The organism is Lentimonas sp. CC4 (assembly GCF_902728235.1).
Taxonomy (GTDB): Bacteria; Verrucomicrobiota; Verrucomicrobiia; order Opitutales; family Coraliomargaritaceae; genus Lentimonas.
The window spans coordinates 3,524,525-3,550,110 of record NZ_CACVBO010000001.1 but is presented as its reverse complement, the minus strand read 5'-3'; the positions used below and the strand labels follow the sequence as shown (position 1 = coordinate 3,550,110).

Below are 25,586 nucleotides of genomic sequence, written 5' to 3'. Positions count from 1 at the left end.
AAAGGATGGTATTACTCAGCCACCAACGCATCCAGCATCTCAAACAGCACGGCTTGCATCGCCTCGTAAGTCGCTTCGGGCTCAGCGTGCATGGTCGCGGCGTCTTGAATGTAAGGCGCGTCTACGAGTTCATTGCTGCAGGCGGCGATGAGTAGGGCGAGATTTTGAGGTGTCATCTCTAGGTGACATTGTAGCGCAAGCACGCGGTCGCGGTAGAGGAAGCCTTGGTTCGCGCAGGCGTCGCTCTGGGCGATGGCATGGGCGCCTTGTGGAATTGCGAAGGTGTCGCCGTGCCAGTGTAAGACACGCAGTTCCTCAGGTAGTGGCAGTGTGGCTGGACAATCCACACTTGGTTGGATTGGGAACCAGCCGATTTCTTTGTTTGCTCCAGCAGTGACGGGTGCACCTAAGACATGCGCAATCAATTGTGCGCCGAGGCAGACGCCGATGACGTGTTTGCCCGCGGCGATGGCGCTGCGGATGTAGGACTTCTCCTTGGTCAACCAAGGGTAGATGTTATCTTCGTATATATTCATTGGACCGCCCATGACTAGCAGCATATCAAATGTTTGAGGCGCTGGCAGCGGCGGGTTTCGATACACCTCAACGACTTCCAGCTCGTGGCCGCGTTGCTGTGCCCAAAGTGCGAAGGCGGCAGGGCCTTCGAAGGCGATGTGTTTTAAGCAAAGAATTTTCATACATTGTAACCTTATAGTGTTTGAAACTATAAACGTATGTTGAATCGAGTTTGTTTTTAACGATTTTTCGATTAATGAAGTGATATTATGAAATTGCCACGTGGATTTATAATTCTGTGCGCCTTAGTCATCCTTGGAGGATGTATCGGGCTCTCACTGTCGAAATGGCAGTGGCACACTGTCGTGGAGGAGCAGGTGGTTCGGGTTGAGGCCTCGCCGCGAGCGGTGTCCAGTGATGATACAGAAATACCCGTGCAGGTTTCAGGGGATTGGGAGGTTGAGTTTCCTAAGCATGCGATTGCAGGTGAGATGGTAATGCATTTTACCAACCGAGAGGATTACTTGGCGTATTTACAAGCATTGGCGAATGCCGGTTTATCGCCGCTCGGGCAGATCGATGAGTTGATGGTGGTGCGTATTGGTATAGACGCGCAGTCTGGGCCGAACCCTGGTCTCTATGGCGCCCGCGGTAGTTTTTCGTATCGGGTCGAGCAACCATTGCCTCCCGTTGAGATCGCGCCCGAGTTGTATTCGCAATTACGGGCATTCGGTATGCCGGCCTATGCAGTGGTTGGTGGGACTGTGGATGGTGATGGTTCTGGTGTGTTGGTTGGCATTTTGGACTCGGGGCTTGAGGCGCATGAGCAGTTTGACGAGGTGAGCATCGATTCTGTGGATTTGACTGGAGCTGGTATTTCCGGCTCTGGTGCGATGCATGGCACTGCGGTGGCGTCGATCATTGCCGGTTCAGAGGGCATTGCACCTGCTGCGGAACTGTTTGTTGTGCGAGTGTTGGACGATCAAGGCTTGGGCAATAGCTTTCATGTTGCACAGGGAATCGTGCAAGCTGTGGACATGGGAGTCGATGTGCTGAATATGAGCTTGGGAGTGTATCAAGATACTCAAGTTATGCGCGAAGCGGTGCGTTATGCTGAATCAAAGGGTGTGATCATGGTCGCTGCCGCAGGGAATGATGCTTACACGCAATTGCCTTACCCCGCCGCTTACCCGCAGGTGCTGTCAGTCACAGCGGTGGATGGAGTGGGCCGGCAAGCGCTGTTCCCGAATCAGTCCGATGCGATTGACTTTGCCGCGCCAGGGGTCGGTGTGCTGACTGCAAAAGAAGATGAAGGCACCATGTTATTTTCCGGCACATCTGCTGCAGCGCCATTTGTCTCCGCCACCTTGGCGTCACTGCTTTCGGCGGATCCATCACGCGGCCCAACGGAAGTTGTGGATATTATGAAGCGTTATTTAGATGATGCTGGTGCACCGGGCACCGATGCAGTCTATGGAGCAGGTGTGGTAAACTGGGATCGTCTGCGCGAGCGTGATACGGATGATATTCTAGATGTGGCGATCGCCGATATTTACCTCCCAGCCGATGCACTGCCTGGCACGACGATGCCCGTCGAAGTGATTGTGCAAAACCGAGGCACGAGTTGGCTGGGCACTACAACACTCACCGTGCTAGTCGGGGAGGGGGATCCGATGGATTTCACGATCGGCACATTGAGCCCCGGGCAAACGACGACTCGAAAAGTTTTTGCCCAAGTGCCTTCGACTTACTCTGAGGATAGTTTGAACATTGCCGCTCAAGTCGTGCCCGAAGAGCCGATGGATGATGTGCGCTTAGACAATAACACGAAGGCTGTGTTCTTTAAGCCCGTGCAGTAGTCGCAGCCTGTAGAAACGCCACCGCACGGTTTTCTGACCAGTAGGCGGCGCCATTCTGACGTTGGATGAACCCCATGTGGCCGCCGTGTGTTGGCATTTCTAGGTAAAAATGATGACTGTTTCGTGCTTCTTCGATCGGGAAGCAACTGGGCGTGAGAAAGGGATCATTCTGTGCGTTGATCAGCAGCGTAGGGACCGTGATTTTTAACAGTCCTTTGGTGCAACTGCACTCACTCCAATAGTGGTCGGCGCTGGTAAACCCGTGAATCGGTGCGGTGTAAGCGCCGTCGAATTCGCGGAAGGTGCGCATTTGATCGAGCCCATGGTCGTGGATTTTGCCAGGGTGGCGCGTCATCTTCTCACGCACTTTTGACCGCAGTGTTCTTAAAAAGCGCGCCATATAGATTCGATTGCTCCAGTGCTCCAGGCGCTCCGAACTACCGGCCAAGTCGCAGGGCACGGAAATCGCCATCGCAGCTCGAATGCGAGGGTCGATCTGCGCACCATGGTCACCCAGATATTTGAGAGTCAGGTTGCCTCCGAGGCTAAAGCCAAGCAATGCGATGGCTTTGATCTGTGTGTGTCGAGCCGTATGCGCCAGCACCGTTACTAGATCATCGATCGCTCCACTGTGGTAGGATCGCAGTTGTCGGTTCGGTTCATGGCTACAGTTGCGGAAATTCCATGTAAGCACACTCCAGCCGTCTTGGACGAGTGCGCGTGCCATGCCCTGCACATAAGTTGCCTGCGCACTGCCTTCGAGTCCATGCGTCAGCACAGCTAAGCGTGTTGCGTTCGGCGTGTGCGCCCACATGAGATCAATGAAGTCATCGTCAGGTGTTTCAATGCGCTCAGGCTCAGTTGTGACGAGGGGCACTTTTCTAAAGAGTGCTGGGTAGATCGTTTGCAAATGCCCATTGCGAAAGCCAAAAGGTGCGACGTAGGTGGACTGTTCGATGAGTGGCATGCTGAGCGGATGGAGACGTGGCCACCCGTGCTTTCTGTAGGATAGTTGATTTAAATCAAAGTCAAAGTATATGAGTGGTATCCTGTCGCGTATCAAGAATTGTAATTTTTCGCTCAATACATTTGGGAGGGACGAGCTCGGCCTCGATCGTTACCCATAAGCTTGTATCTTCTTGTTTTCGCGATGAACGCGGTTCTTTGAGCTCCTCCCCAGCGAAGGGAAGGTGGTGCTTTGGTTGAGTGCTGAGGCACGGCTGACGGCACAGAGGCCGTCCCTCCCCAAAACTCCCCGCACTTATAGTCACACCCGTTCGTGCCATTCGGACGTGGATAGGACTTTTAAACTGTGTTTTAGCCGCTATGGTAATCAGCGAATGGTGACACAGATCGAAGAATCCCCTTTTAAGCAGACGCGTATCCGACCTTACGGTGAGCGCGGTTTTTTGCTGGATGGTTTTGGCGGGGGCGAACGGGGATGCATTGAGCAGGCCTTGTGGTGCGATCCCCCTGAAGCATTGGAAGACTGCGTCTGGGGGGCGGACAATTGCTTGGTGGTATTCGTGCGGCCAGTCGAAGCGCCCATTCTACGGGTATGGTTGGAGGGTCTTCAAGGGGCACCTGCATCGATGGCCGAGGCCGCGCGTCGGATTGAGGTCCCGGTCATATACGATGGGGCTGATTTGAAAGCCGTTGCTCAGCAAGTAGGCCTGACCGAGTCCGAGGTCGTGGCGATTCATTCGGCTCCTGAATATCGCGTCCGTATGATGGGGTTCACGCCGGGGTTTCCGTATTTGGATGGGCTGGATAAGCGTTTGCATATAGAGCGTAAGGCATCGCCGCGTAATCGCATTGAGCCAGGCGCGGTTGCGATTGGTGGGTGCCATGCCGGCATTTATTCGGTCGCGAGTCCTGGTGGCTGGCATCTATTAGGGCGCACGGAACTGCCGCTTTTTCGTCCAGAAAAGGCAATGGTAACGGATTGCGACGCGCGTGATATTTTTACTTTAGCTGCGGGAGATACCGTAAAATTTATACCGAGTTGATATGGCGACGATTGAAATACTATCAACAGGTGTAGGGCTTTCGATCCAAGACGGTGGTCGATTCGGATGGCGACAGTTTGGTGTGCCCAGTGGTGGAGCGATGGATCGTTACTCCGCCGAGGCGGCAAATCGCTTGCTGGGTAATCGGGCGGATGCGCCAGTGCTAGAGGTCTTAATGCAAGGTGCGAAGCTGCGTGTCTTAGAAGATACATGGATCGCGCTCGCAGGGGCAGATCTAGGCTGTGCACTTTCGCCTTGGACGGCGAGCGAGGTCAAGGCCGGCACGGTGTTGCACTTTCCCGTAAATCGTTCGGGGCTGTGGGCGTATATCGCTGTGCCAGGTGGCTTTGAGGCCGATCATTGGTTCGGTAGTGCATCGGTTGATGCTCGTAATGGCTTAGGGGAATCTTTGAAGACAGGCAGTCAGCTGTCCGCTGTTTTGCGTGAACCAAATGCGTCGGTCGAGCGAGTGGGGCGTCGAGTGCTGCTGCCTGAGTTACAGAAAGTGTTTCCTAGCTCAGCTGAGTTTGAAGTATTGCCTGGCCCACAATTTGATTTGTTTGAGCCTGAAGCACGTGCGCAACTGGTAGCATCAGAGTGGACAGTCTCGGCACGGTCCGATCGCACGGGGTATCGACTCGACGGGCCAGAGCTTTCAGTGCCTGAGTCGATTCGCAGTGAGCCCGTCTTGCCGGGCAGCTTTCAGATTCCTGGTAACGGTCAGCCGATTATTACGATGACCGATGGCCCTACAGTCGGTGGCTATGCAAAGCTGGCCATATTGCTCGAAGCTGATTTGGGGCGGTTGGCTCAATGCCGACCAGGCACGAAAGTGACATTCATATGGGCGTAGCGTGCCGCTTTAGCAAACGTTCCTTCGCCGTTCACAGTTCCTCGCTGAATATTTTCTCAGTGATCTTCCAGAATTTCCCCTGCTGACGTGCGATGATAAAAGCAGGCATGCGGAGTTGTGATTGTATGCTTAAGACGTCGCTCACCGAGCGAATTTGAACCTTTAATTCAGGCGTGCGCAGGTGAGATCTCATGAAGTTGATCGCAAACTTTTTCAAGCTCGTTGAATTGTTGAGATAGTGCATCTCAGTCAATGCGTTGGCGTCATAATCGTAATACTTTACTTGCAGGTAAGCGTTTCCGTTCTTGTCCATGCGCTCTAGTAGCTCAAACGAGTCTGGCGTGAGCACATGCGCATCTTTAGAGAGCCGCGCCTGTTTGAGTTTTTCGTCCGGATCGATCATCACACTGCCGCAGCGATGGCAGTCGCGCGCGGTGATATCATTCTCTGTCCCGCATTGGTTGCAGATCTTAAAGCGAAACCGATAGCCGCAGGGCGTAAAAACTAAGGTCTGTGGATTTGTTTGCCCGCCGCGACATTTCCGCCCGTAGTGCTCCAGCAGCGAGCCATCATCATCGAGGATGCCCCAGAAGTCATTTACAAACCCACATTCGGGGCAGGGGACTTGCACCGCGACCGACTCCGAGTCTGCCTTCTTGTCGCCAATCTCCGGACTAAAAATACTATGCCCCATCCCCGTGTAATCCAATACGAGGCAATCTTTCTTGTCGGTATCCAGTCGCAACCCACGGCCAATGATTTGTTGATACAAACTAATCGACTCCGTGGGGCGTAGGATGGCAATCACATCGACATGCGCGGCATCAAACCCCGTCGTTAATACGGATACGTTCACTAAATATTTAAACGCTTTCTGCTTAAAATCATCCACGATCTGATCGCGCTCGCTTAGCTCGGTGGTGCCCACGACCAGCCTCGCTTGCCCCTCCGGAAGGTGCTGCATGATTTCTTGCGCATGTTTCACCGTGGAGCTGAAAACCATCACACCCTGTCGCTGGTCACTGTCGGTAATATCAATGATGTTTTTGATGATCAGCGGCGTGAGCCGTCTCTGCTGGTTGAGCACTTCCTCCACTTGAGCCATGGTGTAAGTTTGGCCGCCTTCGGTCAGCTCAGAGAAGTCATACGAAGTGACCGGGATGTCGACCTTGACCGGAGGTGTTAGGTAGCGATTCCGGATCATATACTCCAGTGGCAGGTCGTAGATGCAGTGCTTAAAGAAACGTGGATCCTGGGTTTTTATTTCCCCGCGCAGCGCGCAGTTATAAATCCAGCCGACGCCTAAGCGATACGGGGTCGCCGTCAGACCCAAAATACAAATGCGCGGATTGTTCCGCTTGAGCTGCTCAATGACTTTTGCGTATTGAGTCTCCGGTTCCATCCCGACGCGGTGACACTCATCAATCACAAGCAGCGTGAAATCTTTAAAGAAGGTATCCTTCGCCTTTGCGACCGATTGGATACTACCGAAGATAACCTTCTGCTTGCTGTCCTTCTGGTTCAATCCCGCCGAATAGATCCCCGCATGCAGGCCATAGCTTTCATATTTTAAATGGTTTTGCTCGACCAGTTCTTTGACATGTGCGAGCACCAGCACGCGGCCCTTGGCGATTTTGGCCAACTCCGCGATCACTAAACTCTTACCCGCACCCGTAGGCAACACGATCACCGCAGGGTGGCGTAGCTTTCTGAAGTAATTGAGGGTGCGGTCTACCGCTTCCTGTTGATAGGGTCTGAGTTGATACATGAAGCGCACACGCTATGTGAAACGGCCTTCACATTGCTACTTAATTCGTCACGCTGGATCGCAGCACTGAGTCTGCTGCATAAAGAATGTCGTTCCAAGCGGCAGGCTTTAACCGCACCTATTTTGCGCTTAACCAGCCCTCGGCAGCTTCGCAGGTGCTAAACATTTTGAATTGGTATCCCTCTACACCAGAATTATAATTTTGAAAGATAACGGTCACTGCGGTAGCTGATGGTTCGTCGACCAGTATCGCCTCAGCGATGGACTCAAAATGACTCAAAGCAGACTGAACTGTTTCAGTCGTTTGGCTTAAATCGGGCAACTTGAGTTCAAACTGGCTTTTGCGCACATCAATTAGGACTTTTAGTTTGCGGGTCTTGTCCTGATACTCAGGCAATTGCTCGTAATGACTGATGATGTCATTCACTCCAATGATACCTGTCGCCGTAGTCGTCAGGAGTTTTTTCTCTTCGTTGAAATTAAATTCAAGCATGATTCTCGTAAGTGTATGCGGTCAAATAAATGGGCACAGGCGCCGGGCAGACCGGAAAAAATTCAGCCTCAGAGATTCACAGCACAAATGGCCTTCTGTAAATGACAAAGAACCAATTTTTGTGCCTCTTGGGTAACGAATTTTCAAGGCGTGTAATTGTCGGCAGCAGTGCAGTGCTTTAGCCTCGGCGCTCGTTTGAGCTTCGAGGCTAAAGCGATATTTTTCGTTGGCTGAAGCTGCACGCTACGAACTGTGACAGCAACAGTTTGGCTACTTCTTCTTTTTCTTCTTCTTGTCGGCCTTCTTAGGCTTGCTCTTAGATTTTGTCTTTTTAGACGAGTCCTTCTTTTTGTTCTTCTTTTCAGCTTTCTTAGACTTCGTCTTTTTAGATTTTTTATCAGACTTGGTCGCCTTCTTTGATTTCTTCTTAGACTTAGACGCTGCCTTTACTTCCTTTGTTAGCTTCGGTTTTGGCTTCGACTTTTTAACTGGCTCAGGTGTTGGTTCCGCAGGGGGTGAATCGACAGTAGCCAAATTCGCTGCTGCTGCGATCGTGTTTTTTGCTTTGACTGGGCCGAATCCAGGGATTGCGCAGAGTGCATCGACGTCTGCTTTGGCGAGGTCGTTGATGGTTTTAAAACCGTTTTTTGAAAGTGCGATTGCGATGGATGGGCCGATGCCAGTGATGTCGGTTAATGGAACGATCATAGTTCTTTTTTGTTTTTTGTGTTCTGTTTTTAGGAGGTAATTAAAGCTAAACAACGTATTGTAATGTTTATATTAAGTCAATGTAACCCTAATGTCACAGATGAATTGTAACATTAGCTTTGATCATATGGTCGAAATGGCATTCGCCAGTTCGCTACGTTAACCTCGTGTTATTTCGTAGCGGATCGGCGAAGCCGTTTCGATCTGTGCGGAGGTAAGGTGCTGCCGAGAGGCTCAGTGATACATTCTACGTCCACACTGTCTCTAGCGAACTCAACGTATTGACTCGCACGCCCGAAGATCTAACAAAGGTGTCATTGCCTGTCGCTGCGACCACGCGCCTATGATGAAAAACGAAGCCACCACTCACTCTGATCCTATCTGTCATTCTCCCAGAGGGGGAATGCTTTGCTGTGCTAAGCACCTGCAGCAAGCGTGAGCGCATCGAACTTTGATCCTGCGCTCGAGGTCTCGACCTCCATCGTGCCCTTAGACTGGCTGGTTTTTGCCGTCATCATCGGCATCACGATTGGTGCTGTGCTCCTTGGTGAGTATCGCAAGCGCAAGGTGCTGCCGAACGCCAACGAAGAAGCGCGCTTACTCGACATTCTCCTCATGGGCCGGCGTCTGACGCTGCCCATGTTTATCGCGACCTTGGTGGCCACCTGGTATGGCGGGATATTCGGGGTCACCGAAATGTCGTTTCAATACGGTATCTATAATTTTGTGACGCAGGGCGCCTTCTGGTATGCGGCTTACATCATCTTCGCTTTGTTCATTGTAAAACGGGTCGCACGTTACGAGGCCGTCACCTTGCCTGACTTGGTGAGCCGTATGTTTGGCCCGAAATCGGGGCGACTGAGCGCCGTCTTCAATCTGTTCAATGTCCTGCCCATTGCCTACGTCATTAGCGTCGGCTTGCTGCTGCAGATTCTCTTCGGCGGTCCGCTCTGGCTCACGATGTCCGTTGGTGTGACTTTTGTTCTGTTGTATGCCATGTGGGGCGGCCTGCGCGCCGTCGTCTTTTCCGATCTGGTGCAATTCTTCGTGATGTGTTTCGCCGTGTTGCTCGTCGTCATACTGTCGGTCTCTCAATTTGGCGGCCTATCGTTTCTACGTGAACAACTGCCGGAGACGCACTTTTCCATTACCGGCGGACAATCTTGGGGCACGCTAGTGGTCTGGGGGATTGTGGCGCTGTCCACGCTGGTGGATCCGAATTTCTATCAACGCTGCTTTGCGGCCAATTCCACCCGCACTGCCAAGGTCGGCATTCTGCTCTCCACCGTGGTCTGGTTCTTCTTTGATATCTGCACCACCTTAGGCGGCATGTATGCCTGCGCCGTGATTCCTGAAGCCGCGTCGGGACATGCCTACCTGATTTACGCCGTGCAATTGCTACCCGACGGCTGGCGTGGTTTCATGCTGGCCGGCGTCACGGCGACCATTCTCTCCACCCTCGACTCGTATCTCTTTCTAGCCGGCACCACCGTGTCTTACGATCTGGTGCCCAAGCGCTTTCGCGGACGAGTAGGCCTGCATCATATCGGCATGATCGTATCGGGCATCGCCGCCGTGGTGCTGGGTGTTGCGTTTGAAGGCAATATTATGCAGGTCTGGAAAACCCTCGGCAGCTACATGGCCGCCTGCCTACTGCTGCCCATGATGATTGGTTACTTCTGGCCAGGCCGCATCGCGGACAACCAGTTTGTGTTCGCATCGCTCTTCGGTGCCGTGGGCACCACCATCTGGCGCTTCTCAGAGCAGACCGGTTTTTGGGCCAATGTCGACTCGCTCTATGTGGGATCCCTGTGCACCGGCATCGGCTTGATTCTCTTTGCACGCTGTAAGTCCTCCAAGGTTGCATCATGACGGATCCCGCTCACAAACCGCAGTTGGATTGTATCCATACCGCGTGGCTCAACCGCGCTGCAATCGATGCCAACCGGGAACTGCTGGTCGATGAAGACCGCAGCATCACCGCCGCGGATCTTGTCCAACGCGTCGAGACGATCGCTTCCAACTTGGTAGCTCGCGAGGCAACCGGACGCGTGGTCGGTATTCAAATGGACAATACAATCGATGCGGTCGCGGCTTATTTTGCCTGCCTCCATGCCGGTGCCGTCGTCGCCACCTTACCGCGCGGCGTGCCCGCCGTGGTCGATCGCATCATCGCCAACGGCAATCTCTCGCTGCTACTGGCCGACCATGCGAACCGGTCAACGCTGCAGACGCACCTGCCCGTGATCGCGGTCGAGGACTTGCAGCGGATGGAAACGTCCGCCGTCGCCCCCGTATCCGATCCCGCTCAAGCCGCACACCTGCTCTTCACTTCTGGCACCACCACCGGCAAGCCGCGCGCCGTGTTCACCGATCACATTGGATCGATGCACTCGCACGCATGGCGCACCGCACTCTGGCCTTACCAACCGCAGGATGTTGTGGGCTGCAATATTTTCGGTATGTGGGACGTCGTGCCTGCGCTGCATGCAGGCGTGCCGGCCGTGCTTTTAACGGACAGCACCATTCGTGATCCCTTGCGCTTGGCCGCCGCCGTCACGCGCTACGGAATCACACGAATGATGCTCACGCCGACACTGCTCGATACCTGCTTGCGCTGCCCCGACGCAGTCACTGCGCTCTCGAGAGTGCGGCTGCTCGTTCTGTGCGGGGAGGGGATCTCCCAATCCTTACACATTCGGATGGGGGAGCTGCTGCCCTGCGTCCGCATCGTCAACCTTTACTCGCTGGCAGAATGTCACGATGTGGCAGCCGGCGACCTCCCGCCACTGGGGCAAGCCATGCATCTCACCCTTGCGCCGTTCGCTCAGGTCAACATCACACAGGAACAAGACCGAGAGCAACTCGTCCCCACCGGCACTGCGGGCCGCATCATCGTCGCAGGCCCAGGGCTCGCAAAGCCCGCGCCCTCCGTGAAAGGCGAGGGCGGCGGTTTTTTCAAACTGCCTACAAGCGATTCGAATCAGGTGGCTGCGTATGACACTGGCGACCGCGGCATGCTACTGCCCGACGGCTCGCTCGAAGTCTTGGGACGCTGTGAGTCCAACGTCAAGATTCGCGGCATGTGGGTGGCGCCCATGGATGTCGAGACGCTGCTGCAAACCTATCCCGGCGTCGCTCAGGCATGCGTCACCACGACCGACAACACAATGGGGCATCTCAGCTTGCTCGCGCATATCGTGCCGGAGGAGGGCGGTGCTAGTTTTGATGTGGATGCACTGTGCCAATGGCTAGGTGAACAGATTCATCCGTCCGCCGTCCCTAGCAGGATCATTCTCAGTCAGACCTTACCGCTGCTCGCCTCGGGCAAGGTCGATCGCACTCGACTGGCGCAACCGCTAACCGAGTCCACAGAAACGGAGCCTGCGACCAAGACCCGCACGCTCGTCGAAGCGGTCAGAGGCGCCTTTCAAAAGGTGCTCGATCGCACCGATATCACCGACGATGCTTCCTTCAGCAACTTGGGCGGCGATTCGCTCGCCGCCGTCGCGCTCTGCGTGGAAGTCGAGCGCTGCACCGGTCGCCGCGTCACCCCAGCTGACCTCAAGGCGGCAGACACACCCGCCACCTTAGCGGATTGGCTGAGATCACAGCAGCCGATCGCACGGAGTGAGACCCCAGCACAGGCGCCGCAGCTGTCGCCATTGGCCGCAGCGCTCAAAAATCGGACAGGCACACCGACCACTATCTTTGTTACTGGGGCCACCGGCAGTCTCGGCAAACAGCTGATTGACCTGCTCGCATCGACCGCTGGCATTCGTGTGCTGGCCATGGTTCGATCGAACAATCATGACTTTCCCGAAGGCGTCCGCACCGTCGCCGGCGACCTCACACTGCCGCAACTCGGCTTGTCGGACGCAGCCTTCGACGCCATCGCTGCGGAGGTCGACACCGTCATCCATGTCGGAGCCGATACCAATATGGTGGCACCGTATTCAGATTTACAGGCGGCCAATGTCCGCGGCACGGAGACCGTCATCGGCCTAGCAGCACGCGCCGGAGCCAAGTTGCTCATGGTTTCCAGCAGCGCAGTCTTTCCACTGCAATACGGCACCCAGTGGCCCGAATCCTTTTACGGCTTTGAGCGATTAAGCACGCACCGCGCCCAACTGATTGCCTCCGGAGCCGATGGGTATTCGCTGACCAAGCACGACGCAGAGCTACTCGCATGGCAGGCCAGTGAACAAGGCCTGCCAGTGCACGTGATCCGGATCCCGCATATTCTGACACCCAATCAACCCTCACGACTGTCCCATGTCGCAAAGGCCTGGGCGTCATCCGGCGTCATGCCCGAAGGCCCATGGCACTGGCAGTTCGTCGATCCGCACACAATCGCCGCAGCCCTTCGATCCATCGCCCTGAGCAACCATAACGATGCCGGCCCCGTGTCCCATGTGACGCTGCCATCTGTGTCAGCCGAAGCGGTGCAAACCATGTTGGCATCCCTTGGCTATCCAACACGCATGACCACCATGCCTGCCAGCGCCGACGCACTCGCGAGTGGCCTCGAAACTAAGTTTCGGGGTGCTTCACTCGCTCCCCTTGTAAGTCGCTACGGCCCAGCAGCCACGATGTGCGTGAACGAACCCTTACTTGAGTCGGAATCCCGTTCTGGAACAGATGCCACCGATTGCCTCAAGCGTTACCTTCAACAAGTGATGACAGCCTGAGTGCGTTGATTCGGAGCAATACCATAATGGTTATAACATCATCCCGTTCGAGGCCAGTTCTTGGGTAAGGGTAGGGGCTGTGCTCGCGCAGACCGCGAAGGCATAGTGCTTACGAAGGTTCCTGAATTTCAGCAGTAAAGGCGGTCTTCGCAAAGGATCTTTAGATTTTGCGTTTGGTGCCCTTCGATCTCTCTCGGAATTAGGAAAGGCCGGTGATTTCTGCCCGCTGGCGAAGCGTTTTAAACGCAGTGTGTGGAGTTGGAGCGCAAGCGAAGCGAGCAATATCTTGACGCACGTAGTTAAAATAAGCGTAGTAGCGGGCAGAAAGTATGGGTTCTACATGGTATGCTAATTAACGAAGAGGGATTTTTCACATGATGAATGGGACAGAAGTAATCGGAGGTATCATCGGTATTTTTTTACTGTATGCAGTGTTTTGTGCGATGGTGGTGATCGTAGGATGTGCGGCTTTGTATTTTCTGCTGATCAAACCATCAATTACGCATTGGCACCGAGAGGCTGCAGCCTATCGGCCTCAGTCTATCTCGGGTCGTGAGGAGATGATTGCGATTGCTCGCGCGGAAATTCGGGATGAAAGGGTTCGTCGAGGTTAGTTATGTATTACTTTTTAGCAGCGGCGTCTTCTGGTCAGTTCACTTCCGCAATTGCAGGTGCATTTGCAGGTGCTGTATGTGCATTTGCATTGTCTCTTTGGGCTGAGCACAAAAAAGAGGTTAAGAGGACTTTTGCGGCACTTCTGCAAGTGGAAGTCGCTCTTAAGTCTCAGCGGTCACGTCTTAAGGAGCTGTTGGATTTTTTAGAGAGTGATGATACTCCTACTGCTATTGACTCTGTTACGGGGCATATATTTAATGATTATCGAAACTATAAAACAGCACTGAGCATTCAGCCTGAGCAATTTGCTCAAATATTGCTGAATGCCGCATCAAAGGACTCTGTATCTGCGGTTCATCTTGCTCAGGAAGGGTTCGATTCTGTTGATGGCATATCTCGGCAATACAGGCAATGTTGTGAGCAGATGCTTACTGGGAAAGCTGGGACGCATCAACTCGGTGTCTCTATGGCGCGTGATTTAGAGAAATTAAAATTAATTGTTCCGTCCGCCCTTGAATTGAATGAAGCGGCTCATCTGTGTATCGTCGGTCTTCAAACTAAATTAAGTTTGTATTCTATTGATGAATTTCGAGTGATCTGAATTTCCTCGTATTAAACTTCACACTACTACCGTAACTGTCCGAAAACTTTATGCGTTTACTATTTCTATATTTCATCCTCACTTGTTCTGTATTTGCCCGAATTGGTGAAACTCCAGCTCAGATCAAAGACAGGTATGGTAAGTCTTTTCCAATCGCAGGAGGAGAGACTGTCATTTCTGAAGGTCGTATTTTGAGATTTGGTAAGGTTTTGATGTATCAGCCAGAAGGTTGGACGATCACAGCGACATTCTTAAATGATAAGTGTGAGCGAATTAGATACAAGAAGACTGGCACTTGGACGGATGCGCAAGTTTACGCCACTTTAAAGGCAAATTCTAATAGCCAAACTTGGACTAGGAGTCAGCCCTTCGACAAAATGCAAAAGCATTGGGTCGGTGTTGGGAGTTCTACCGCTTATTGGCATTTTTCATTAGGTATGGATATGAAGACAAATACTTATTACAAGGTGATCGATCGGCTAAAGAAAGATGCCGTTCGAAAATCCAAGGAAGTGCCGAATTTTTAGGTAGGTATATTGCCGTCTGGTGATTTTGGTTAAGTAGGATATAACCACGGTGGTAATTAGGGTTAACATAACCACGGTGGTTTTGTTTTTGTCGCTACATGGCAAGAACAGTTCCAAAAGGTGCAAACAGGGGGCCACGTGACAAGGCATTAAAAGGCATTAAAGGGCATTAAAAGGGACAGGCTAATAAGGGCATTAAAAGGGACAGGCTAATAATAACCGAGTCGGTGGACATTTTTTAGAAATTGATTCCCTTGTATTGTATGAGGATGCGACGGATGAAGGTGAGTGGTTGTGATGCGGTGTATCATGTGATGACTCGCACTGTGAATGGGGAGTTGCTGTTTAAGGATCGAGAGAAAGAGGTTTTGCGTAAGATGATCCGTCAAATTGCGGACTTCTGCGGGGTGGATGTGCTCACATACTGCATTATGTCGAATCACTTTCATGTGTTGGTGCGGGTGCCGGATGGGCCTGCGGTGTCGGACCGGGAACTGATGCGGCGGTATCGCGTGCTGTATCCGAAGCCGACCAAATACCAGGAGGCTTCGGTGGAGATCATGCAGGCTCAGCTTCAAGCCGGTGGTGAGGAGGCTGAAGCGATTCGCCGTAAACTGCTGGCGCGTATGTCGGATGTGTCTGAGTTTATGAAGGCGGTGAAGCAGCGGTTCTCGGTTTGGTATAATCGTTCACATCAGCGTTATGGCACGCTGTGGGCTGAGCGCTTTAAGTCGGTGCTGGTCGAGGGGCAGGGTAACCCGCTGCAAACGATGGCTGCCTATATCGATTTGAATCCAGTGCGTGCTGGCTTGGTCGGTGATCCTAAAGATTACCGTTTCTGTGGCTATGCGGAGGCGGTCGCTGGAGTGGTCGAAGCCAAGAAGGGCTTGGTTCATATTTGGAGTGATCATGGCGCGAAGCGGATTGACTCGGCACTACGGGCGCACCGGTCGCTGATATTTGGTAAGCGTGCGTCTGAGACCGGCTTATCTGAGATGACTCGCAAGCGAGCATTGAAGGTGTTGGATCAGGAGGACGGGCACTTGCCGAAGGCTGTGATGCTACGTTGCCGTGTCCGCTATTTTACCGATGGCGCGATCCTAGGATCGGCGGAGTTTGTGCGCGGCTTTACTGGCGCCTGGCAGATGGAGCGGGGACGTAAGCATCCACCAAAGGTGAATGCAATGAAGGGCTCGGATTGGGGCGATCTCGCTGTGATCCAAGGGCTGCGCCGACAGGTCTTTGGCTGACTGCGTTAAAGACTCCATCTCAGGCGATGGGCTCAGAGTGGGGGAGTGAAAGGCGGTCTTCGCAAAGAATCTTTAACCTTATATTCAGAAGTTAGTCTTTGGTAATGAAGTGCGTCGGGTTTTTGTCTATTGCCGGCCACCCAATGGCGTCATAAAACACTGATATTTAGCTCCTAAGTGCTGCCTTCTAGCTCCTAAATACTCTTTTAAGGTTAGCTAAGGGTGGTCGCTTCACTCGGATCTACGTTTGCCCTTTTGGGTTTCTCCTGTAAGGTAAATAAAATTGCCGATTAGTCGTTCTTCGAATAGCTATTGAAATAACTCTACCTCAAAAAACGCGACATGCCCCAGTCGATACAATTCAAAATTACGGCTCTATTTTTGCTATTCTTTGCAATAGCGAGCGCTCAGACGTTTGAGCCCACTAAGCGCATACTCTATCTAAGTTCCTACCACTCAGAATTCAACTCATCGTCGGAACATTTCACAGCAGTATCGCATCTAGTCAATCATGCAGGCCGAGAGCTCGACGTTATCTATATGGACACAAAACGCCGTCCGATGGCGGAGCGTTTCCCGATCACATACGAACAGATCCGAGAGAACGTCCAATCTAACGGTAGCTATGACGTCATCCTCTCGTCGGATGACAATGCACTGAAATTCCTACTGCAGTATAAAGATGAATTATTAGGGTCGATCCCTGTCATCTTTTTTGGAATTAATGACCATGAATTGGCTCGAGGCGCGGCACAACGCGCCGACTTTTCCGGAATACTTGAACAGAACTCCCTACGTGAAAATGCGGAGCTCGCATTCGATCTATTTCCTGATTTGGGCACTTTGCATGTGATTACCGATCCGACTACGACCGGTCAGGCTCAATTAAAATCCCTACTGGAAAATCTAACGCCAGAGCTCAGGGCTCGTCTTCAGGTTGAAGACTTAAGTCATCAGAGCTTCTCCGAGCTTGCAGAGCAGCTACACTCATATCCGGAAAACGACGCCATACTCTTACTCGCGGCTTATACGGACAAGGAAGGCACTCAGATGGGTTTTTTGGATCTGACATTGTGGTTCAAACGCCATACACAGCGGCCGATCATTTGCCCCTATACCATCGGAATTGGACTGGGCTACGTAGGAGGCAAAGTCGTCTCTCATTACCAAATGGCCCAGCTGGCGACGACGTTTGCTGAAGACTACCTCAATGGTGAACTGCTGCCGGAGAACCTTTTGGTCGAAGATTGCGGCAACATTTACACCTTTGATTACAAGGAACTTCAGCGCCATCAGCTACGCATCTCCCAATTGCCCGAAGGCGCAGTGATACTCGACGAGCCTCAATCCATTTATACGAAATACAAGGGCTACTTCATCACTGCATTTATCGTCTCCGTCTTACTCGCTGCCTGCGGCGTTGTGATCGGGTTCATTTATTTAAAGCAGCGAACGCTGCTAATTAGTCTCAAGGAAAGTGAAGGCCAAACCGCAGGCCTTTTCAAAAATAGCTCCACCCCCATACTACTGATCGCCCCCCAGGGAGGGAAAATTCTAGATGCCAATCCCGCCGCCCTAGACTATTATGGCTATTCCAAGCTTGAACTCTCTCAACTCAATCTATCGGAAATAGATGGAGGTGCCTTTGTTGCGATGGATGATGTGCTAGAACGTGTCACGGCAGGCGAAAGGAAGAGCTATCAATTTAAACACCGTTTGCGTAATGGCGAACAAAGAACAGTCGAAGTCCTGTTCATTTGCATACAGCAGCACGAAGAACCCGTGCTCTTCTCGATCGTGCAAGACACCACGGAACGGCGTCACATGGAAGAGGTGTTAGCGGCCGAGCAAACACGACTCTCTAACATCCTCTCAGGCACCCATGTCGGCACCTGGGAATGGAATGTGGAGGCTAGCGCTCTGAGGCTAAATCAATATTGGGCAGAAATGATCGGCTATAGGCTAGAGGAGTTGGCTCCCGTTACAGTAGAGACCTGGAGCCAGTTATGCCACCCAGACGACCTCAAAATCGTCATGTCACGTATGAACGATCACTTCGAGGGGAGAACAGACTACTACGCGTGCGAACTTCGCATGAAGCATAAAAACGGCTCATGGGTCTGGATAATGGACCGTGGGAAACTCGCCACGCGAACGCAAGAAGGGAAACCTGAATGGATGTATGGCACCCATCAAGACATCACGGAAATCAAGAACCACGAAGCCGCACTCATCGAAGCGAAGGAGGCCGCTGAAGCCGCCAGCCAAGCGAAGAATGTCTTTCTTGCGACAATGAGCCATGAGTTACGCACGCCCTTGAACCCGATTCTCGGATTTACTGATCTGCTACTCGAAACAACCGATCTGCCTGACGAACAACGGGGATGGCTGAAGATCATCAAGTCCCGCTCAAAAGACTTGCTACAACTGATTGAAGATATTTTGGACATCGCACGTATCGAAGCCGGCCGACTCACGATTGAAACCACACCCTGCTTAGTGCAAGATATCCTTGATGACATCTACAGTATCTTTGAGCGCCCCTGTGCCGACAAAGGCCTGACCTTAAAGTTTGAAATCGCGCCAGAACTGAATGTTCCCTGTTGTTTCGACCCGACTCGAATACGACAAATACTACTCAATCTAGTCAGCAATGCCATTAAGTTCTCGGAATCTGGAGCAATCCAACTCATCGCAAAGCTAGAAACTGGCAGGGAAAGCGATCCTATCGATGTGCCAATCTTGCATTTAACCGTGCGCGACCAGGGCCCCGGCATTCCGGAAGAACAGCACGAAGTCGTCTTTCAGGAGTTCCAACAATTGGACGGCTCACATAGCCGTGCGCATGAAGGAGTCGGACTCGGCTTAGCAATTTGTAAGCGCCTAACCAAAATGATGGGCGGCACTATCTGGGTCAACCCAGACTATAAGCAAGGAGCTGAGTTTCATGTCCAGATACCGGCACCGCTGCAGCAAGCGACCCCAGACGAGCCTCCTGTAGTCGAAGTGACTAATGAAAAAAGTGCTGCGCCCACGCAAAACGCATCGACTACGCCTGTGGCCATCAGTGTCGCTGCTGAGGCAGAGAAAGAAGTCCTACTGGTGGAAGATGAGCCCAGCAATGCGCAACTGATCAAAACGTGTTTGAAGCAGCGTCATTTTCACGTGACGCATGCCAAGAACGGGCGAGAAGCGGTCGAGCTATGCACCTCACAGCGTTTCTCTATCATCCTCATGGATCTAAAAATGCCAGGGATGGGTGGTTTTGAAGCGACTCGTATCTTACGCCAAAGAGGCAACACCACTCCCATCATCGCCATCACTGCGCTAGCCTTTCAAGACGACCAACTAGATTTAATCGACGCGGGGATGGATGGAGGCCTGCAAAAGCCAGTCACCCCCAAGGCTCTGTTGGCTATCATTGATAAGAACATCAAAAATTAAGCGACGAATCCGAACCGATGTGGGAAAGATATGCTGCCTAAGCTATGCATTTTTATGGGCAGAATACGGCGCCAGTCCATGCATGCTAACAAACAACGATGGGCCCCCTTTAACTTTAGATTAGTTAATGTGCGTAAGGCACGCAAGGCCGCTATAAGTCGCAATTATTGGACAGTGATGGGATTGGAGCAGTCGCTCATTGCATACACTTGAACCCAGTTCGTGCGGTCCTAGTTGAGGCAAAGTGTTTGTAAACGTAACAAGCATCGAGTTTCAATCAATTGCGGTATCCCAGCAAGCGGTGGAGCTTTATGGACTTTGAGTGTTGCCCACTTGCTCCCCCCTCCAATTTGCAGCTGTTCGCTGTTCTCTAACATTCACTCGGGTAGGCTGTTGCCCTCTGGGAAAAGATGACCAAATCGCACAAATTACGACCTCAATGTCTACTATGGCATCAAAACAGCTAGCATAAAATCTGGTTCGATAAACAATCAAATGAGGAGATAAAAACATGAGGCATGGGGATATTTCAAGTAGTCCGGATACCGTCGGGGTAGCCGTCGTAAATTATAAAATGCCGCGGTTACATACGCGAGAAGAGGTGCTGGATAACGCGCGAAATATCGCGGAAATGCTTAAGGGCATGAAGGTCGGACTTCCGGGGATGGACCTAGTCGTTTTTCCTGAATATAGCACCATGGGTATCATGTATGATACGGATGAAATGATGGCGACTGCAGCCACAGTGCCAGGTGATGAAACTGCAATCTTCGCCAAGGCCTGCCAAGAAGCCAACACATGGGGTATCTTCTCGCTGACAGGTGAACGCCACGAGTCACATCCGAACAAGGCACCTTATAATACTTTGATCTTAATCAATAGTGACGGCGAGGTCGTCCAGAAATATCGCAAGTGCATACCTTGGTGCCCGATCGAAGGTTGGTATCCCGGCGACAGCACCTACGTGACGGAAGGGCCGAAGGGCATGAAGATCAGCCTGATAATTTGCGATGATGGTAACTATCCTGAGATTTGGCGCGACTGTGCGATGAAAGGAGCGGAACTCATCGTGCGTTGCCAAGGCTATATGTATCCGGCGAAAGAACAACAAATCATGATGTCTAAGACGATGGCTTGGGCGAACAACTGCTATGTGGCGGTGGCCAATGCCACTGGCTTCGACGGAGTTTATTCTTATTTCGGACACTCGGCAATTATCGGATTCGACGGTCGCACTCTCGGAGAATGCGGCGAAGAGGATATGGGCGTGCAGTATGCACAGCTTTCAGTCAGTCAAATCCGTGATGCGCGAGCCAATGACCAATCGCAAAACCATCTCTTCAAATTACTTCACCGTGGCTATACCGGTGTCCACAACTCTGGTGACGGTGATAAGGGCGTGGCAACATGTCCTTTCGAGTTTTACCGGAGTTGGGTATTGGATGCGGAAAAGACTCAAGCCAATGTCGAAGCGTTTACCCGCAGCACAGTCGGGGTAGCGGATTGTCCAGTCGGCACGCTTCCAGTCGAAGAAAAAGAGAAGACTGCAGAGTAAGCGATCACGCTTGCACTGCGGCGTAATCGACTAGAACCCATGCCGTATATCAATGAAGTCCTAGCTACAAACGAAGCGAAGAACGCGGAAGCGAAACTGAATGTTAAGTCCGAAAGAGTTTCGCGTTTTCACTTCGATCCAGAGGCGATCGCGACAATGCTCGAAGAGCGTATTGTTGGGCAACCGGATATGCAGAATGCTATTAGCGATCTACTCCATCTTGTGAAAGCTGATTTTGGACGAGAGTCAAAACCATTGGGTGTGCAACTATTCGTAGGCCCGACAGGTGTCGGTAAAACTGAGACAGTTCGTTTAATCGCCGAAGCCATACATGGGAGCGCAGATCACCTCTGTCGTATCGATATGAATACACTCGCACAGGAGCACTATGTGGCGGCGATCACTGGCGCACCTCCAGGCTATGTGGGCAGCAAAGAAAACCACAGTTTATTCGATACGGATCGTATCGAGGGGTCATACAGTAAACCAGGAATCGTGCTCTTTGATGAAATCGAGAAAGCCAGTGACGAAGTTATCCGCGCACTCTTGAACCTCCTCGATACTGGCAAGTTAGAGCTCTCTGCTGGCACCAAACAACTAAACTTCACCAACTGCTTGATCTTCATGACCAGCAACATTGGCGCACGAACTCTGGCTAAATATCAGAACCAGTTTAATGGGAGTTGGCGTAAGCGGCTCGGAATGAAGCCTTTAGTTCGAAAGACTCGGGCCATTCTGGATCAAGCACTCCACCAAAAGTTCGACCCAGAGTTCATTAACCGAATCGACCAAATTGTCCCTTTTCAACAGCTCGAAGAGAGTTGGCTGGACACGCTACTTTCAATCGAAGTGACAAAGCTCAATCAGCGTCTACGCAAAAAGCAAGTCACGCTCGTGCTGGAGACGAGCGCACGCAGCTGTCTTCTTAATAAATATGACAAACGGTTTGGCGCACGGGATCTAATACGCAATACACGAACCTTACTCGAACCCGCGCTAGCCCGCACAATTAATCAATATCCTGATCACTCAAACTTGGTCGCGAAGGCAATCAACGATCAAATTGCAATCGAGTGCAGGGGCTAAAGCGAAGAGAAAAGAGGGCGTTTCGTAGGTTTACATATTTATGTTTTCTTCAGGCCATCGCGTTCTCACAGCTTTATGTCGTTGCCGATCAATTGCGTAGTGCCCCTCAATCAGCTTCCTCCTGAACGATCAGGCTCTTATAGCGCCCTTGAAATAACTTTCCGTGAACCTTACGATAACGATAGTAGCGGTTAGCAACGGTCGACTGTAACCATTTCATTCCGTAAACCAAATTTCCTACGGGGAGTGCGAATTACTAAATGAAAGCGATTGGAGATTACACAAAAACTTCGAGAACCCATCCGCACTTTTCGCAAGCCTGAAACAAACACTGCTCAAAGGAAGCATTCGCACCGTCATTGATCAATAATTCCTGGTGGTAGTTCCCGCGGTTAATCACATGATACACACCATTGTCGTTTTCGATTCGAAGACTCCTAGCCATTGTCGGATCTTGATGTATCACGCGCCGTCGTAGAAATGAAAAAATAGAGATATACGGCATGGCACTTGGAATGACGCACTGCTCGCTGGTCTTACTGGTATGGCATTCGTGATGCTTCGTCGTCGTGCTTAATCAGCCGGCAGATTATTTTACATAGCCCTCGGATCTCGCGATCCGAGGGCTTTTTTGTAGATAGATTGCGACTCTTTAGATTTCGATGAGGCAGGTGAGGGGTGGGTAAACCTCTAGATCCTCTTTTTGAGAGGGGGGTCTCCGCCTGCGGTCGTTTCAACTCCACCTGCTGAGGCTAACTAGGCAGAATGCCGGTTTTATAGGCCTCTGATACGGCGGCGGGAGCATTGGGGACGTTGAGTTTTTCGTAAATATGGCTGGCATGGATCGCTACGGTTTTAGCGCTAATGCCAAGTTCGTTCGCGACCATTTTCTTTGATTGGCCGTCCGCGATGAGTTTCAACACCTCCAGCTCGCGTTCTGTCAGTGTGCCTTCTTCAGTGCTTGGTTGAGGAGGCTGCTGTCGCATGGTGTGGAGCAAGTATTGCGCGACCGAGGTGTCCAGTATCGCGCCACCTCCGGCGACTGTTCGAATGCTGTCTGCCAAGTTGTCACGTGTCGTTGATTTGAGTAGATAACCCGAGGCACCCGCTGAGACTGCGGCCAGCACATCGGATTCTCTATCTGACTGTGTGAGCACAATGATTTCTGTCTTGGGTGTATATTTCTTAAACCAGGGAATGGCCTCCAGTCCAGACATACCGGGTAAGTTTAAATCAAGCAGGACGACGTCGGGCTCGCTTTGACCTGAGAGGTCTTGCAGGGTGCGCAGAGCGATTTCTGCCGTGCCAAACTCGCTGACGAGCTCCACATCGGGCTCGACTCTGAGTGCGTGGCCAATCGCTTTTCGATAGGGAGCACTGTCTTCAACCAGCATAACGTTAATTGGTTTTATCATAGTAATTCTGGTTTATCAGTTTCGAGAGTGTGAGGTTATTCAGTTGAATGGTTTTAACTTTTAAGCTCCGGGATTCGCCACGCGAGAAATTTTCTACGAGGGCAGAACCGGATGGTGATGCATGTCCCCCCATCGACAGTGCTTTCGGCCGTCACGTTGCCGCCGAGTAGGCGAGCCCGGCGTTTCAGTGAAGGCGGGACTTGGCCTTGAGTGCCGCGTCCGTTGTCGCAGATCGATAGGAAAATTTCCTTTTTTTCGATACTGAGTGTGGTCGAGACTGCGGTGGCGTTCGAGTGGCGAATGATGTTGGTGAGGCTTTCCTTGTAGAACAGCATCAGGTCGATGCGTCGATTGGCTTGGAACCTGTTCAGCCGATGTCCATTGAGGATCGAAAAGTCATGATTCAAGTCGGCGAGTAAGCGGTCTGCCATTCGTTTCATGTCATTGACCAAGTTTTGGTAGATGCCGTCTGCCTCAAGCATGTTGGTGCAAAACCTAGCGGTTGCCCCCGTTTCTTCTGTGAGCTCCCTGATGTCGCCGACGATTTCAATTAGATCCGACCACTCTTCGGAGGCATTTTTCTGCTCAACAACTTTTTGGACAGTGTCCCCCAAGAGCCCGATTGCGTGTAGGTTGGCGCCCAACTCGTCGTGCAGATTGGCTGCGATGCGTTCGCGGGTTTTGAATACGGCTCGTTGGCGCAGTATCTGTTGGATCAACACAAGAACGATGCCGCCGCCGAGTAAGAGGGCAATGATCCAAGTCGCTAGCTTTAGCGTCGTTTTCTGTCGTTCATATCGGTGGGTCAGCTCTGCCATCACGCGCGGACGCTCCGATTCCAGTTCATGCCGGCGAGCGAGTTGGTTCATCCAATCCCGCGTCGGCAGGATGTCTCCATAGAAGTTGCGCCCATCCGTCATTCGTTGCAGTGTGAGCTCCGTGTCCTGGAGGCCGTCGCCGGCGGTGACTGGCTGGCCTAATGCCTTATTCTCCCCGTCCGATAAAATTTCGATTTCAGCAAAACCGATGCGTGCTTTTTTATTTTCTAAATCGGTGCTGCTTGGATCTTCAAGAACGGTCATACGCACATAGCGGCAACGAGTCTCTGGGAAGCTGCGCATCGTGATCGGTCCCGCATCGTAGATGGATGCTCTTTCGTATTCGAAAAGGAGCGTCTGCTCAGCGAAATCGGGGTCGTTGGCTCCTGTTATACGAAGCCTTCGGGGGAAGGCATAGTCATTCGTGGCGGCCTCTGGAACCGTGCGACTTAGATCGACGGCGTGCAGATTGATCTGATTCACCATGGTGGGTGCTCCCAAGTCGATCGTCAATGAGCGGTCGCCTACTTTTCGGTTAATGCCTAAACTACGGGCCGCGCTCTTTTCGCCGTGCGCGGCATCCATCAGGTAGGGGATGAAGCCGTCCACGAGATACCGCTCGTGACGGCCTGAATTTGAACGAAAGCTCGACGAGGCTTCGACAGGTTTCTGCAAGGCCACGTTTCTCTTGCCGCTGAACACCATCATTTCGGAGAGCTTCAGCGCATGACGTTGATTTGCCCAACTACGAGGCGAAAGAAGGGTGGCTTCAAGGCGGATCCATGAGGCCGCGAGATGATCCACCGGAATCGTGACAGGGGCAATGCGCGGCAGTAGGCCATCTTCGACAGTGAAAGATGCAAGCACACGATTCGTGTTAGCGGTGCCTGCCAAAATGCGAAATTCGAGTGGGAAGCCGGAAGCCTGAAGTCCGTTTTCGGGGTCACGTGCAATGGTGGGCACCAGCACGATCTGGTCGATGGGGAATTCCGCGCCTAAGTCGATCTGCACCCACTCGGTGTGGTTGGCCTCTATGTGAGCGGCGGACTGATAGCCCACGGCACCGACGCCGCTGCGCATCGTTGTAGGTGCTAAACTGCTGAGCGCGGCGTCGATATCCGTCAGTCGCTGTTCGAGTTGCGATAGAGATAGCTCCACAGGCGCGGCTTCCTGACTGCCATCGGCCGCGATGGCCGCAAGTGCTCCCGTCAGCAGAGTGGCTATGAGTAATATGTGGAGTCGTCGCATCAGAAGCCGTATTTCATTCCACTTAAGTATATCTCATGAACGAGTCGGCACGTATAGGTAAAAATACCTATATGCCGTTTTTTAAAATATGATAGTATGTAACAATTCGTCGTATTCGATGTGAATTTTG

19 protein-coding genes are annotated in these 25,586 nt (G+C 52.1%); 12 read left to right on the top strand and 7 right to left on the bottom strand.

The window, feature by feature from the left end:
- Positions 1-11: 11 nt before the first annotated feature.
- Complete coding sequence (locus GZZ87_RS15190) at positions 12-698, bottom strand: type 1 glutamine amidotransferase (RefSeq protein ID WP_162026661.1); 687 nt, start codon at positions 696-698, stop codon at positions 12-14.
- Between the two features lie 87 nt (positions 699-785).
- Here GZZ87_RS15190 and GZZ87_RS15185 point away from each other — a divergent pair, with 87 nt between their 5' ends.
- The gene (locus GZZ87_RS15185; protein WP_162026660.1) at positions 786-2,375 is read left to right on the top strand and encodes a S8 family serine peptidase; all 1,590 of its coding nucleotides are present in this window, start codon (positions 786-788) and stop codon (positions 2,373-2,375) included.
- Here GZZ87_RS15185 and GZZ87_RS15180 read toward each other — a convergent pair.
- Positions 2,359-3,342: an alpha/beta fold hydrolase gene (locus tag GZZ87_RS15180; protein WP_162026659.1), complete on the bottom strand. Its 984-nt coding sequence runs from the start codon at positions 3,340-3,342 to the stop codon at positions 2,359-2,361. The two genes, GZZ87_RS15185 and GZZ87_RS15180, sit on opposite strands and share 17 nt — an antisense overlap.
- A gap of 373 nt (positions 3,343-3,715) precedes the next feature.
- On the opposite strand from GZZ87_RS15180, the gene GZZ87_RS15175 reads away from it, so the two are divergent.
- Both GZZ87_RS15175 and GZZ87_RS15170 read left to right on the top strand, forming a co-directional pair.
- On the top strand, positions 3,716-4,384 hold the full coding sequence (locus GZZ87_RS15175; RefSeq protein ID WP_162026658.1) for an allophanate hydrolase subunit 1: 669 nt from the start codon (positions 3,716-3,718) through the stop codon (positions 4,382-4,384).
- Position 4,385: 1 nt separating this feature from the next.
- Positions 4,386-5,237 (top strand): biotin-dependent carboxyltransferase family protein, encoded by an 852-nt coding sequence (locus tag GZZ87_RS15170; RefSeq protein WP_162026657.1) that lies wholly within the window; start codon positions 4,386-4,388, stop codon positions 5,235-5,237.
- A 31-nt stretch (positions 5,238-5,268) separates the two neighbouring features.
- On the opposite strand, the gene GZZ87_RS15165 is transcribed toward GZZ87_RS15170, so the two are convergent.
- The 3 genes from GZZ87_RS15165 to GZZ87_RS15155 all read right to left on the bottom strand — a co-directional run bounded on the left by GZZ87_RS15165 (position 5,269) and on the right by GZZ87_RS15155 (position 8,206).
- The gene (locus GZZ87_RS15165; protein WP_162026656.1) at positions 5,269-7,005 is read right to left on the bottom strand and encodes a DEAD/DEAH box helicase family protein; all 1,737 of its coding nucleotides are present in this window, start codon (positions 7,003-7,005) and stop codon (positions 5,269-5,271) included.
- 118 nt (positions 7,006-7,123) lie between these two features.
- Positions 7,124-7,498, bottom strand: a complete 375-nt coding sequence (locus GZZ87_RS15160; RefSeq protein WP_162026655.1) for a hypothetical protein — start codon at positions 7,496-7,498, stop codon at positions 7,124-7,126.
- A 270-nt stretch (positions 7,499-7,768) separates the two neighbouring features.
- Entirely contained in the window at positions 7,769-8,206 is a 438-nt protein-coding gene (locus GZZ87_RS15155) for a helix-hairpin-helix domain-containing protein (protein WP_162026654.1), read from the bottom strand.
- A 435-nt stretch (positions 8,207-8,641) separates the two neighbouring features.
- On the opposite strand from GZZ87_RS15155, the gene GZZ87_RS15150 reads away from it, so the two are divergent.
- The 9 genes from GZZ87_RS15150 to GZZ87_RS15110 all read left to right on the top strand — a co-directional run bounded on the left by GZZ87_RS15150 (position 8,642) and on the right by GZZ87_RS15110 (position 21,975).
- Complete coding sequence (locus GZZ87_RS15150) at positions 8,642-10,078, top strand: sodium:solute symporter family protein (protein ID WP_162026653.1); 1,437 nt, start codon at positions 8,642-8,644, stop codon at positions 10,076-10,078.
- Positions 10,075-12,897, top strand: coding sequence for an AMP-binding protein (locus GZZ87_RS15145; RefSeq protein ID WP_162026652.1), 2,823 nt, complete (start codon positions 10,075-10,077; stop codon positions 12,895-12,897). Before GZZ87_RS15150 ends, GZZ87_RS15145 begins: the two co-directional genes overlap by 4 nt.
- Before the next feature lie 374 nt (positions 12,898-13,271).
- Positions 13,272-13,511 carry a hypothetical protein gene (locus tag GZZ87_RS15140; protein WP_162026651.1) on the top strand — a complete coding sequence of 80 codons (240 nt, stop codon included), beginning with the start codon at positions 13,272-13,274 and terminating at the stop codon, positions 13,509-13,511.
- A gap of 2 nt (positions 13,512-13,513) precedes the next feature.
- The gene (locus GZZ87_RS15135; protein WP_162026650.1) at positions 13,514-14,113 is read left to right on the top strand and encodes a hypothetical protein; all 600 of its coding nucleotides are present in this window, start codon (positions 13,514-13,516) and stop codon (positions 14,111-14,113) included.
- 50 nt (positions 14,114-14,163) lie between these two features.
- Entirely contained in the window at positions 14,164-14,640 is a 477-nt protein-coding gene (locus tag GZZ87_RS15130; RefSeq protein ID WP_162026649.1) for a hypothetical protein, read from the top strand.
- 278 nt (positions 14,641-14,918) lie between these two features.
- A complete protein-coding gene (locus GZZ87_RS15125; RefSeq protein WP_244652039.1) occupies positions 14,919-15,890 on the top strand; it encodes a transposase in 972 nt (323 codons plus the stop codon).
- A gap of 540 nt (positions 15,891-16,430) precedes the next feature.
- Entirely contained in the window at positions 16,431-19,334 is a 2,904-nt protein-coding gene (locus GZZ87_RS15120; protein ID WP_162026647.1) for a response regulator, read from the top strand.
- A gap of 511 nt (positions 19,335-19,845) precedes the next feature.
- A complete protein-coding gene (locus tag GZZ87_RS15115) occupies positions 19,846-20,889 on the top strand; it encodes an aliphatic amidase (protein WP_162026646.1) in 1,044 nt (347 codons plus the stop codon).
- A 39-nt stretch (positions 20,890-20,928) separates the two neighbouring features.
- A complete protein-coding gene (locus GZZ87_RS15110; protein WP_162026645.1) occupies positions 20,929-21,975 on the top strand; it encodes an AAA family ATPase in 1,047 nt (348 codons plus the stop codon).
- 752 nt (positions 21,976-22,727) lie between these two features.
- On the opposite strand, the gene GZZ87_RS15105 is transcribed toward GZZ87_RS15110, so the two are convergent.
- Together GZZ87_RS15105 and GZZ87_RS15100 are read right to left on the bottom strand one after the other, a co-directional pair.
- The gene (locus GZZ87_RS15105) at positions 22,728-23,390 is read right to left on the bottom strand and encodes a response regulator transcription factor (RefSeq protein ID WP_162026644.1); all 663 of its coding nucleotides are present in this window, start codon (positions 23,388-23,390) and stop codon (positions 22,728-22,730) included.
- 53 nt (positions 23,391-23,443) lie between these two features.
- Positions 23,444-25,456: an ATP-binding protein gene (locus GZZ87_RS15100; RefSeq protein ID WP_162026643.1), complete on the bottom strand. Its 2,013-nt coding sequence runs from the start codon at positions 25,454-25,456 to the stop codon at positions 23,444-23,446.
- Positions 25,457-25,586: the final 130 nt, after the last annotated feature.